Origin of the sequence: Streptomyces canarius (assembly GCF_014650735.1) — a bacterium.
Lineage (GTDB): Bacteria > Actinomycetota > Actinomycetes > Streptomycetales > Streptomycetaceae > Streptomyces > Streptomyces olivaceoviridis.
Genome location: NZ_BMVN01000066.1, coordinates 21,717 through 33,298, shown reverse-complemented (window position 1 = coordinate 33,298; position 11,582 = coordinate 21,717). Strand labels below are relative to the sequence as shown.

7 protein-coding genes and 6 pseudogenes are annotated in these 11,582 nt (G+C 67.6%); 7 read left to right on the top strand and 6 right to left on the bottom strand.

From position 1 onward, the window contains the following. The first annotated feature begins 413 nt into the window (after positions 1 to 413). Positions 414 to 1,235, top strand: coding sequence for an IS5 family transposase (locus IE294_RS41995; RefSeq protein WP_229917936.1), 822 nt, complete (start codon positions 414 to 416; stop codon positions 1,233 to 1,235). Here the strand turns inward: IE294_RS41995 and IE294_RS41990 are convergent. Then, positions 1,162 to 1,719: a hypothetical protein gene (locus IE294_RS41990; protein ID WP_229917934.1), complete on the bottom strand. Its 558-nt coding sequence runs from the start codon at positions 1,717 to 1,719 to the stop codon at positions 1,162 to 1,164. The genes IE294_RS41995 and IE294_RS41990 overlap by 74 nt on opposite strands. A 137-nt stretch (positions 1,720 to 1,856) precedes the next feature. Between IE294_RS41990 and IE294_RS41985 the strand changes: the two are divergent. The 3 genes and pseudogenes from IE294_RS41985 to IE294_RS41975 all read left to right on the top strand — a co-directional run. Further along, positions 1,857 to 2,216, top strand: a pseudogene (locus IE294_RS41985) (leucine zipper domain-containing protein); the annotation flags it as partial. A gap of 10 nt (positions 2,217 to 2,226) precedes the next feature. Continuing rightward, positions 2,227 to 2,694, top strand: a complete 468-nt coding sequence (locus IE294_RS49210) for an alpha/beta hydrolase (protein WP_268252850.1) — start codon at positions 2,227 to 2,229, stop codon at positions 2,692 to 2,694. A gap of 357 nt (positions 2,695 to 3,051) precedes the next feature. Beyond that, complete coding sequence (locus IE294_RS41975; RefSeq protein ID WP_189894633.1) at positions 3,052 to 3,510, top strand: hypothetical protein; 459 nt, start codon at positions 3,052 to 3,054, stop codon at positions 3,508 to 3,510. A gap of 69 nt (positions 3,511 to 3,579) precedes the next feature. Here IE294_RS41975 and IE294_RS49980 read toward each other — a convergent pair. The 3 genes and pseudogenes from IE294_RS49980 to IE294_RS41965 form a co-directional block, all read right to left on the bottom strand. After that, a pseudogene (locus tag IE294_RS49980) lies at positions 3,580 to 3,707 on the bottom strand (IS30 family transposase); the annotation flags it as partial. Positions 3,708 to 3,722: 15 nt separating this feature from the next. Beyond that, positions 3,723 to 4,889 carry an IS110 family RNA-guided transposase gene (locus IE294_RS41970; RefSeq protein WP_189894632.1) on the bottom strand — a complete coding sequence of 389 codons (1,167 nt, stop codon included), beginning with the start codon at positions 4,887 to 4,889 and terminating at the stop codon, positions 3,723 to 3,725. 250 nt (positions 4,890 to 5,139) lie between these two features. Beyond that, a pseudogene (locus IE294_RS41965) lies at positions 5,140 to 5,817 on the bottom strand (IS30 family transposase); the annotation flags it as partial. A 13-nt stretch (positions 5,818 to 5,830) separates the two neighbouring features. Here IE294_RS41965 and IE294_RS41960 point away from each other — a divergent pair. Both IE294_RS41960 and IE294_RS41955 read left to right on the top strand, forming a co-directional pair. Continuing rightward, a pseudogene (locus IE294_RS41960) lies at positions 5,831 to 6,307 on the top strand (RHS repeat-associated core domain-containing protein); the annotation flags it as partial. Between the two features lie 5 nt (positions 6,308 to 6,312). After that, positions 6,313 to 6,576: pseudogene (locus tag IE294_RS41955) on the top strand (transposase family protein); the annotation flags it as partial. Here IE294_RS41955 and IE294_RS41950 read toward each other — a convergent pair. Together IE294_RS41950 and IE294_RS41945 are read right to left on the bottom strand one after the other, a co-directional pair. Then, positions 6,564 to 7,556, bottom strand: coding sequence for an alpha/beta fold hydrolase (locus tag IE294_RS41950; protein ID WP_189894631.1), 993 nt, complete (start codon positions 7,554 to 7,556; stop codon positions 6,564 to 6,566). The pseudogene IE294_RS41955 and the gene IE294_RS41950 sit on opposite strands and share 13 nt — an antisense overlap. 662 nt (positions 7,557 to 8,218) lie before the next feature. Beyond that, positions 8,219 to 9,595 (bottom strand): annotated as a pseudogene (locus tag IE294_RS41945) (IS1380 family transposase). 341 nt (positions 9,596 to 9,936) lie between these two features. Here IE294_RS41945 and IE294_RS41940 point away from each other — a divergent pair. After that, entirely contained in the window at positions 9,937 to 11,394 is a 1,458-nt protein-coding gene (locus tag IE294_RS41940; protein ID WP_189894630.1) for an IS4 family transposase, read from the top strand. Positions 11,395 to 11,582: the final 188 nt, after the last annotated feature.

Genomic DNA, 11,582 nt, shown 5'->3' with positions numbered 1-11,582 from the left:
TTCACCAGCATCGCCTGCACCCTCATCTGCTACCGCAGATTCACCAAATGAGATGACGTCTAAGTGTATTCGGCCAAGAGGTTGGTGACGCGCGTCGGTAGTTGATCAAGAGAAGACCTCCGGGCGTAGTGGAGATGCCTGTCTTCAGTAGCCGTATCTCTATCGATCATGAGGACGGTTCTGGTCGAACATGGTCCTTGGCCGGGTAATCTCGGCCGGGTGGATGCATGAGTGCAGGGCCCCTTGGTAGCTCGGGTTTGCGACCACTCGAGTGCCAGGAGGCCCTGTTGTTCCAGTCTTGCGTGCTGGTCCCTGTCTCGTCCAACTCCCGCGTGTCGTCGTGCGATTGTCTCGCGCACAGGTTCGGGAACGCGGCCGACCGTCCGGTGAGGGTTCCGGTGTATCCGTCGGACATGACGGACGCGGAGTGGGCGGTGGTGAGGGATGCGATGCCGGTGCCGGCCTGGCTGGAGGGCCGGGGCGGGCAGCCGGAGGGCTACTGCCACCGCGTGATGCTGGATGCGATCCGGTACGTCACCGACAACGGCATCAAGTGGCGTTCTATGCCCGTCGACTTCCCTGCCTGGGACCGGGTGTATGCCTTCTTCCGCAGGTGGCGGGAGCACGGCCTGGTCAAGGAGTTCCACGACCGGCTGCGCTGCCGGGCCCGCGAGGCCGAGCACCGCGAGGCAGAGCCGACCGCGGCGGTCATCGACTCGCAGTCGGTCAAGGCCGCCGCCTCGGTGCCCGCCGCCACGCGCGGCTATGACGGCGGCAAGAAGATCAACGGAAGGCGTCGGCACGTCATCACGGACTGCCTCGGCCTCATCCTGATGGTGCTGGTGTGTGCCGCCGACGTCACCGACCGCCAGGCCGCCCGCGTCATGCTGCCCCGCCTGCGGGCACGGTTCCCCAAGATCACACTGGTGTGGGCCGACGGCGGCTACACCGGCCGCCTGGTCACCTGGGCGAAGGAGAAACTCCAGCTCACGCTGCAGATCGTCAAACGCAGCGACGACATGAAGGGGTTCGTGGTCTTGCCAAGAAGGTGGGTAGTAGAGCGCACGCTGGGCTGGCTGATGCGATCGCGCCGCCTGGTGCGGGACTTCGAGACACTGCCCGCCAGCAGCGAGGCGTTCATCTACTTCTCGCAGGCCATGCTCATGAGCCGGCGCCTCGCCCGCCCGGCTTCCCCGCGGCGGCCAGAGCAGTCACGGTGGGCTGCCGCGGCGTGAACCGTCCGGACGGCGACACGGCCAGCCAGCCCCGTTCGGCCAGACGCCTCGCCTTGGACCGCACCCCCTCGATCTTCGCCGGCACCAACTCCAGCCCCAGCCCGGCCGCAATCTCTTTCGCCGACATCCCCTCGCCGCCTTCCGGACCGGACTCCACCAGCTCCACGATCCGCCGGGAATCCGGCGCGAGCGCCTGCACCGTCATCCCCTCCCCGAAGTGCGGCACGATCGACCCCGCGACCGGCACCTTCACCGCTTTGGCCGCCGGCACCGGCTCCGGCGCCTCCTGCACGGCCGCATCCGCCGCATCACCGGGAGCGGCCAGGGCCTCGGCCAGTTCAACCCGAGCGATCGACCGGCGTTCCAACACCGCCTCGGCCACAGCGAGTTCGGACAGAACCCGGTCAGCCTCCGCCTGAAGCTCCTCCACACGCACCCGGGCAGCGGCCTCCCGCTCCTCCAGCAAACCCATCACCGACGCCACCGGCCACCTCCGCATCGTCAAGGACGAACTGATCGCCCGAACGCTCCCACGACGACACCGGAACCATGCCTGAACAGCGGAAACTCAGTGATCACATCCGGTAAGACAACGGCTTCTCACCACAACCGGAGGTCTTGGTGACCCACGCTAATGCCCGGCTGACCTTTCACGGCAGATGTCTTCTGGTGCGCCGTGTCGTGCACGATCTGCGTCCGGTGGCACACGTGGCCAAGGAGCTGGGGGTGTCGCGCCAGTGCGCGCACCGATGGGTGGCCCGTTTCCGGGCCGAGGGATGGGATGGCCTGCACGACCGCTCCAGCCGCCCCCGCATCTGCCCGAGGCGCACACCCGAACACATCGAGGCCGCGGTGCTCGGCGCACGGCGCACCCACCGGCGGGGGCCGGAGTTCCTCGCCGCGGAAACCGGCGTCCCCGCACGGACCGTCAGCCGCATCCTGCGCCGCCATCAGATCCCTCACCTGGCATCCTGCGCGCCCGGCTCGGACCTTGCGGCGTCCGGCGGGAGAAACTGGCGGCCTTGGATTCAGGGGCGTATACCGGCGAGGGGATGACGATCGGCAGTGTGCCGCCGATTCCGTCCGCGACGCTGGCCGCCAGGACGGACAGCCCGCCAGCCCCGGCAGGTGGCGGACCCAGCGCGGGTCGTCGGTCCGAACGCTGTCCCAGCCAGCCGACGCAGGCAAAAGCACCGATGACTCCGACACAACCGGCCCACCACCCGCTCTGGTGATCACCGACTCCGACGCGCTGAAGGATGCGGCTGACGCTTATGTTGCGAAGCTGCGGACGGCCGGTGTTCAGGTGACCTCCACTCACTACAACGCCGTAACTCACGACTTCATGATGTTGAACCCGCTGCGGAACACTCGGGCCAACAAGAGCGCTGTCGCCGAGAGCACAGCGGCACTGCGTGAAGCGCTCTACGCGCCACAGACACCGACCACGGGCAAGTAGCGGACATCGCTGACCAGTGCGCCGCAGCATCCGCGACTGCGGCGCACTGCTGGTCCTGCTGGCAGAACCGGAGGGCAAGAGTTCACCGTCCAGGGCAGTCTGCCAGGCCAGGCGTACCAGCGTGTGGACGTGCTCGCCGAATCAGCATCGGCTGGTTCGCCGGGCGGGCGGCGGCGGTGGGTGGTCGTCGCCGACGGCGTGGAGCGTCTGGGTGTTCCTGATCGTGCTGTGGGCGCTGGGAGACGCCAAGACGTGCCACACTGAAGCCCGGGCCTTGTCAAAATCCCCCGTAGGCGGGGCCCGACCCATGCCACCGTGGCACGATGCCCTCTCAGCCACAGCACCCACGGGGGTCACATGCGCACCTGCGCCACCATCACGCTCGCCGCCGCCGCGCTCCTCGCGCTCTCCGCCTGCTCCTCGAGCAGCCACACCGACGAGATCAGGGGCACGCACACCGCGCAGGCCACCAGCCCCAGCGCGCAGCCGCGCACCACGCCCAGCGCGGCCGGCGCCACCGAGCTGCAGCAGGCCGTCCAGGCGTATACGGAGGCGTACTTCAAGGGCGACGCCACCACCGCGTACGCCGCGCTGTCGAAGCGCTGCAAGAGCAAGATGCCGTCCGAGGCGTACGAGCAGATCGTGAAGCGGGCCGCGGCCGACTACGGCACCGGGCACCCGGCGACCGACATGCAGGCGCAGGTGTCCGGGACGCTGGCCCGCGTCTCGTACAAGGTGCGCGGCCTGCCGAAGTTTGACCAGCAGGCGCAGCCGTGGACGCGTGAGGGCGGCACCTGGAAGTACGACGCCTGTTGAGCTGGGGACGACAAAACCTCCACCGCACAGGGCGGTTTCCAGGAGTGGTTGAAACACGTGGTTGGTTGATCAGACCGCGAGAAGTTTATGGAGGAGCTCGGCTGGGGTTTCCCAGTCGAGCGTTTCGCGTGGGCGGCTGTTGAGTAAGGCGGCGACCGCGGCCAGGTGTTCGGGGTCGACAGATCGGTGCCCTTGGGCGCCTCTGTGTTTTGTCAAGCCGGTTGAGGTGGTGGCGTAGGCTCGTTCCTGGCGGGTCCGGGAAGTGACTTGTCCGAAGAGTCGGCCGTCGGGGTTGGGCCGGCCGCGCTGGATGCTGTAGCCGCCCCCGTTTGTCCTCCCGGGCCCGTCGTGAGCTCGCGGCGGCGTTCATCGGCGACCATCGTGCGCCAGACGTGATCGGCCAGGCGGCGTTTGAGGCAGCGTTGCGCTTCCCGGGATGTCTTTCCTTCTGCAAGTTTGGCCTGGTAGTAGGCGTGGCCTCGGGTGCCGGGCATGCGGATCTGCGTGATCGCAACGGTGTGGAGTGCCGCGTTGAGCTGGCGGTCGCCGCGTCGGGACAGGCGGTGGCGTGCGCGGTCGGCGCTGGCGATCTCGATGGGAGCGGTGCCGGTGTACTGCGCGAAGGCGCTGGCGGTCGGGAAGCGGGTGGGGTTGCCAGTTCGGCCCAGGAGGCGGGCGGCGGTCACGGCCCCGATGCCCGGTGTGTCGGTCAGCCGGCTTTCGGAACCTGCAACCAGTGCGGCCATGGCCTTGGCGTTTTCCTTCAGCTTCGTGTCCCAGGTCCGAACCTCGGCAATCAGGTCGGAGGCAAGGGTGTGGCGGGTGAGCTCGGCCGGACCGACGGGGACGACCGACTCCAGCAGCTGCTCGGCTTTGACCGCGGACAGGTCGCGCGGTGCCCCTCCAGGCAGAAGAGCGCGCAGCAGCACGTGGAGCTGGTTGACCGCGCGGACTCGGGCTTGGGCAAGGTTGCTTCGACGCTCGTCCAGCAGAGCCAGTGCGTTTGTTGAGCCCTCGGGCTGCACTGGCCGTGCGTCGCCCTGGAGAGCGGCGACGCACGCCGCAGCCGCCGCGTCGATGCGGTCGTTCTTGCGGCCCGCGCCGCGTGAGAGCTGTCGAACCCGTGCGGTCGCGCTGGGCGGGACGTCAACGACCTTTTCTCCCCGGGCGAGCAGCCATGAGGTCACGTGGTGTCCCAGCCCCCGGGCGTTCTCTATGGCCCAGCGCCGATCGGGCCACTGGCGTGCCCAGTCCAGCATGCGCTGGTATTCCTCAAGCGTCGCATCGATGCGTATCGAGCCGTGATCACGATTGGTCTCAGGATCGACAGCGGTGGCCGTGTGGGTCGACTTGTGCGGGTCGATGCCGATCAGCATCATCGGCGGCACTCTCCTCGGACGTCGGGTCAGTGTGATCCGCGGCTGACATCCCGACTTCGAGAAACGTGGGGTGGCCGATGGTCATGCCTCTGTTGAGTCAAGCCGCGAACGGGCGCCGGGCAGGTCGACACACCCAAAGAGAGCCAGCCCGCGAGGGCGGCAGGAAGTACTCGAGTCAGCCTGCCCGGCGTCCTGCGGCACGTTACGGGCGGCCAACCCGATCACGAACACCGCCGCCCCCTATACAAGTCGGGAAGTACTGTCGTAGCAAGCCGTTGATGTTCTCGTTCGAGCCGCGCTGCCAGGGGCTGATCGGGTCGCAAAAGTAGACGGCGATGCCAGTGGCGACGGTGAAGGCGTGGTGGGCGGCCATCTCGGAGCCTTGATCCCAGGTCAGTGACTTGGTCAGGTGTCGCGGCAGGATCTGGACGGTGGTCTGTAGGGCCGTGCTGACGTCTTCGGCGCCGCGGACGCCTGGCAGGTGGACGAGCATGACGTAGCGGGTGGCCCGCTCGACCTGGGTGCCGATGGCGGAGGCGCCGTCCTTACCGATGATCAGGTTGCCTTCCCAGTGGCCGGGCACGGCCCGGTCGTTTGATTGCGCGGGCCGCTCGCTGATCATGACTATGGGGTGGGAGAAGCGCGGCTGCCGGGAGGCGGCCTGGCGGTGCGGCCGGCGACGGGCATGTCCTGTGCGCAGAGCTCTGGCCAGTTCACGGCGCAGTTCCCCGCGGCCCTGGATGCAGAGGGCCTGGTAGATCGTCTCGTGGGCCACGTGCATCTCCAGCCGGTCGGGAGACCGTCTGCGAAGAGCGTGACAGATCTGCTCCGGGCTCCACCGCATCGCCAGGTGAGCCTGGATGAAGCCCCGCAGCTCGGGGTTATGCCCGATCTTTCCGGCCTTTGGGCGCGGTCGGCGCTGTTCGGCGGACACCTCCGGCAACTGGACGCAGACCGCCTCCAAGCTCAACCACTACGACAGCGACAACCCCCGCTGGACGGTCGAGGACACCGCCACCGGAACACTCACCCGCAACGTCGACGGCCTCGACGGAAACCTCGCCGCCACCACCAACAAGAGCGGCGGCACTGTCCTGACCCTGTCGGACCTGCACGGCGACACCGCCTTGCAACTGCCTGCCGACAGCAGCGTCGCACCGACCGTCCTCGACTACGACGAGTACGGCAACCCGCGCGCTGGACAGGACACCGTCCGCTACGGCTGGCTCGGCGGCAAGCAGCGCTCCAGCGAAACCCTCACCGGCCTCACCCTCATGGGAGTACGCCTCTACGACCCCGCCACCGGACGCTTCCTGTCCACCGACCCCGTCCCCGGCGGCAGCGCCAACGCCTACAAGTACTGCAACGGTGACCCCGTCAACCAGTTCGACCTCGACGGGCAGTGGAGCTGGCGGAAACTGGCACCCGACAGATCCTTGTGCTGGCAGACCGCGCCTACCAGGGCGCCGGCGCCACCTTCCGCACCCCGTACTACCACCACAGCGAACAGCCCGAGCACTACCAGCACTTCAACCGCGACCACGCTCGACTCCGAGCCCCCGGTGAACGCGCCTTCGCCCGACTCAAGTCCTGGCGCATCATGCGCAGGGCACGCTCCTCCACCCGCCGCGTCAGCCGCACCGTCCAAGCCATCCACGTGCTACTGACCTGTGACTATTCAGGATGAAGCGCGCTTTTTCCTCTGCCGCCACTGGGACGCGACGAGGTCTGTGTGCTCTGCCATGAGCTGCGATACGGGGCCAGGAAAGAATTCAGTCCCGCCAGCATCTTTTCGGGAGCCTCTTCGGCGACCCAGTGACCGGAGCCGGGAACGACCAGGCTCTGTACGTTGTCCGCGGTGAGCTTCATCGTTTTTCCGACCGCTGCCCCTTGGCTTTCCGCTCCGCCGATCCCCAGGACGGGCATGGTGAGCCGCTTGGTCTTGCGCCGCTGGTTCTGCGCGATGGTGGTATCAAGCGCTTCGTACCATCCGAAGCTGCCGTGCAGGGTGTTGCGGCCGCAGGAGAGGATGTCGGTGTAGTACTTGACGGCATAGTCGGGGAGTTTCTTCGACTTCGCGGCCTCAATGTCGTACTGGAAGCCGAAATAGACGTCTTCCCGCCCCCTGACGAGCTTTTCGTTCACCTCGGGGACCCGGTTGAAGCCAAGATGGTATGTCTTTTTGTTGGCTTCCGAGGAGCCCACCAGAGGCGGCGACGGAGTCACACCCGGGATGAAGGAGTCGACGACGGCCAGGCGATCGACCCGCTCCGGGTGGTCCGCGGCCAGCGCGTAGCCGATCGACATTCCGGTGTCGTGGCCGACTACGGCGAACCGCTGGTGTCCGAGCGCGTCCATCAGTGCCACCAGGTCGTTGGCGAGAGTGCCGGTGTCGTACCCGCCCCTGGGCTTGTCGGTCAGCCCGATGCCGCGCTGGTCGACGGCGATCACTGTGAAGTTCTTCGCCAACTCGGGCATGATCAGGCGCCAGCCATACCAGTTCTCCGGCCAGCCGTGGACCAACAGCAGCGGCGGCCCTTCGCCGCCGATGTACGCATGCTGGCGCAGCCCACCTGCGTCGATGAACCGGCTGGTGAACGTCTTGGTGAACCCATGCGGCAGGTTGGGCGGCGGGAAGACGCAGTCGGACTCTTCCGAGGCGAACACGGGCGCAGGCGAAGAGTCCGAGACCCCGACCGCGGCCAGCGAGGCTCCGCCCAAGCCGAGGGCCAACGCCACCGCGGCAGTTGCCCGCACCACGTGGCGCCGGGAGGTGCGGGCGTCGACTATGCCCTCGCTGGGTTCGTTTACAGACGGCTCTTGGGGCACGGGCCCCCCTTTCACGCGTTGATGGTGCGACGAAACTGATCGCCTTGATATGCCGTGGCGGGCGGTTTCCCGCTCATACACGGCGCGTACAACTGGGCGGGTGGCCGCCGGAAGTTGGAGACCGCGACTCCGCTACGTAACTTCACATGGGTGATACTTCTTTCCCGGCCGGCGAAGCCTGAGTGGGCGACATTCCGATCAGCCGAAGGCGGTGAGCGGTCTCATCCATGATGTGCGGACAGAACCGGGGCCGCCAATGGCATGCCGCTGACCGGGTGAAGCCAGTGAGAAGCCAGTGAATCGAGCGAAGCATTTACCTGGGAATTCAGTGATCCTTAACCTCGAAATTTCATGATGGGTCGCGGACGGAGTCGGTGGCCCGTTTTCGTGTTGAGGGCTGGGGCGGGACAGGCTGAGGGCCCGAGTGTCGTCTCGGGGTAGCGCCGGGTTCCACTGCTCCGGGTGGGGAAGGACTGTCGTAGGGACGGGGAATCCGCTCGTCAGCCGGGGTTCGGCAGGAGTGCGAGCCGTTCGAGCGCGGCGGTGATGTGGTGGGTCCAGGGCCAGTGCCGGGCCAGCCGGAGGATCCGCCGGCGGCCGGTGGTCACGAGCTGTCCGGCCGCGGTGAACAGGCGAAGCCGCAGGCGGCGGGGCTCCCAGAGTCGGGCCTTGCCGGTCAACGCGAGCATCGGCATCCAGGCCAGCAGGTCGAGAGCGATCTGCATGATCTCCAGCCAGACCTTGTTCTAGGCCGTGCGGTGCAGGGGCAGGTTCCGCAGGCCGGTGGCCCGGGCGGCCCGGACACGGTCCTCGGCCCTCGCCCGCAGCCGGTGACGGAGCTCGAGTTCGGCGATCGGCCGGCTGGCGGTGTTGGTCGCGAAACAGGTCAGCCTCATGCCGTCCGCGTCCGTGAGCCTCAACTGGGCACCGGGATGCGGACGCTCTTTCCTCACGATCAGCCGCATGCCCTCCGGCCAGCCGCCCAGGACGTCGCCGGTGAGCTCGGCGACCCAGGCCCCGTCCCGCATTTCTCCATCGGCTTCGACGGCCGGCGTCCAGGCGGACGCGGGAACCTTCAGGACGTGCTGGTGGATCACGTCAGTGATCACCATGCCGACCGAGTAGGACAGCCACCGCCCCCGCCGGGCGAGCCAGGCCACGAAGTCGTGGGTGCCGCCCACGGAGTCCGTGCGGATCAGGGTCCGCCGGCCGCGCCGGTAGTGCTTCGGCAGTTGGGCCAGGGCGAGTTGGGCGGTGGTGATGTGGTCGGCGGCGGTGTTCGAGCCCGCGTTGCCCGGCCTGAGCAGGGCCGCGACGGGCTCTCCGGTGCCGCCGGGGCCGTGGTCGACGAAGGCCATGAGCGGGTGATGGCCGTAGGTCTTCTTCCACGTCGCGGCGGCGTCTTGCTCCTCGGAGTGGGCCAGCACCAGCACCCCGTCCAGGTCCACGATCACCTGCCCCGCGGCGTCGGGGGCCGCATTCTTGGCCAGACTCCAGACGCGCTCGCGGGTTTCGGCCCGCGCGGGCTGGATCGCGGCCAGGGCCTTCGGCCCAGCAGTGGCGAGAATGTCGATGAGCCGGGAGACAGTCGGGTCCGAGGCCACTGACCCGAACACGCCGGGCTCGGCCCGCAGCATGTCAACATCGGCGAGGCAGTCGCCGCCGAGCGCGACCGCGAGCGCGACATCCAGAAGGATCTTTCCCGGATCGTGCACCGCGCGGGACTTCCGCCAGGGTGCCAATGCCGTCGATATCGCCTGATCCAGACCGGACTTGCGGACCGTCTCCACCAGCAGCACGGCACCGGCCTGCGAGACCACCCCGCCACCACCGCCCTCGACGCGGACACGCGGGTACGACCCGATACGCTTCTTCACCTGGGAAGTGCCTCCGACAGAGCGGGAACAAGGGCCTAGACAATCCTCATTCTCGCTGGTCAGAGCAATGCCGGTGATTTAGGGCATCAGTGCAGGTAGACCGCGCGATGACGACTGTTCTGGGTGAGTAGGACCCTGGGATGCACAGGCGGTCCGCCACGATCTGATGATGCGCCAAGTGATCTCGGGACAGGGCAACGGGGCTCCCGATAGGACAGGAGATCGACCAAGATCCGACTGTCTGCGAGGGAGCCCCGTTGGGCGCTCAGTCTGCCATCGCTATTGCCCCAGCCGTCACCACGGCGGTCCGTCCGGTGCCATCCCGAAGCCCCCGGAGGCGGTTGGAGCCGCAGTTCGGCGACCGGATCCGGCTCGGCGTACTCACTGAGGAGATCACACCCGAAGTAGTAGACGAGGTACTGGAGTTGACCGGAAGAGCCGAGCGCCGCCGCAGGCTTCTCCCGGCCCGCGCGGTGGTCTACTTCGTCCTGGCCCTGTGCCTGTTCAGCAGCTCCGACAGCGCCGGGCCGCCGGGATACCGGGCGGTCCTGCGGACCCTGACCGATAAACTGCGGCACCTGCCGGGCGGGCTCGTTCAGCATCTGCCCACCAGTTCGGCCCTCACCCGAGCCCGCCAGCGCCTGGGAGACAAGCCGTTGCAGGCCCTCTTCGAACGCCGGTGCGGCGCCCAGGCGACACCCACGACTCCGGGAGCATTCGCCTTCGGTTTGCGGCTGGTCGCCTGGGACGGCACCGCGCTGGATGTTCCGGACACCCCCGAGAACGCCGCCACGTTCGGATTCACTGGCCGCGACGGCACCAACAAAAGCGGAAACCCACAGGTCAGACTGATGGCCCTGATCGAGTGCGGCACCCATGCCGTCATCGACGCGGCCTTCGACTCGATCGCCAGGTTCAGCGAGCACAAGCTCGCCCGCCGCCTGCTCGCTTCCCTGCGGCCCGACATACTGCTGCTGGCCGACCGCAACTTCGCCAGCCATGAACTGTGGGGCCTGGTCGAGGCGACCGGCTGCCACCTCGCCTGGCGGATCAAGAAGAACCTCGTCCTGCCACCGCTGTGGGTCTTGCCCGACGGCTCGTACGTGTCCGTCATGCCCACACCCGCCGAGGGCCAGCGCCTGGGCAACGCCCGCTTCCAGGGCCGCACGCCGACAGGGCTGCCCGACGGACACCTCGTGCGCATCATCGACTACACCGTCACCGTCCGACCCCAGCACGGGCCGGTCCAGACCGAGAAGTTCCGCCTCGCGACCAGCCTGCTCGACCACCGGCAAGCGCCCGCACGGCAGTTGGCCCAGCTCTACCACCAGCGCTGGGAGATCGAGAACGGCTTCGCCGAACTCAAAAACCGCCTGCGGGGCGCCGGCTTCATCCTGCGTTCCAAGACCCCCGAGCTCATCTGCCAGGAAATCTACGCGCTGCTCACCGTCTACCAGGCCCTGTGCGCGCTCAAAGTCCACGCAGCCGAACAGGGAGAGATTGATCCCGACCGGATCTCCTTCATCACGACCGTGCGGCTCGCCCGGCTCACCACCGCCGGACAGACCGCAGCGAACCCGCAGATCCTGTGCGCCGCCCGACGCGAAGTCGTCCAGGAACTCCTCAACGACCGCCTGCCCCCACGCCGCGACCGCCGCTGCCAACGACTGAAGAAACCACCGAGGAACACATTCGAAGCCAAACGCCGGGACGAGCCCCGCCCTCCCAGCCGCGTCAGCTACTCACTCAAAGTCACGCGGAACCCGGGACACGCACCCTCACCTGCGGAAACACCCTAAATCGCCGGCATTGCTGGTCAGAGGCACTTTCTGCTGTTTTGGTCACCTACTGGACAGCCCACTTCGTGAAAGCGCGAGGTTAAGAGCGGGTGTTCACCGCCCTGGTCGCCCAGGCCGACGCGGACGAAGACCGCAACTGCGCCGTCTCGGTCGACTTCACCGTCGTGCGGGCCCACCAGCACGCGGCC

What these genes read in the sequence shown, in the direction of transcription:
- IE294_RS41995 (WP_229917936.1), top strand. Translation starts at nt 414, where the DNA reads ATGACGGACGCGGAGTGGGCGGTGGTGAGGGATGCGATGCCGGTGCCG.
- IE294_RS41975 (WP_189894633.1), top strand. Translation starts at nt 3,052, where the DNA reads ATGCGCACCTGCGCCACCATCACGCTCGCCGCCGCCGCGCTCCTCGCG.
- IE294_RS41970 (WP_189894632.1), bottom strand. Translation starts at nt 4,889, where the DNA reads ATGATGCTGATCGGCATCGACCCGCACAAGTCGACCCACACGGCCACC.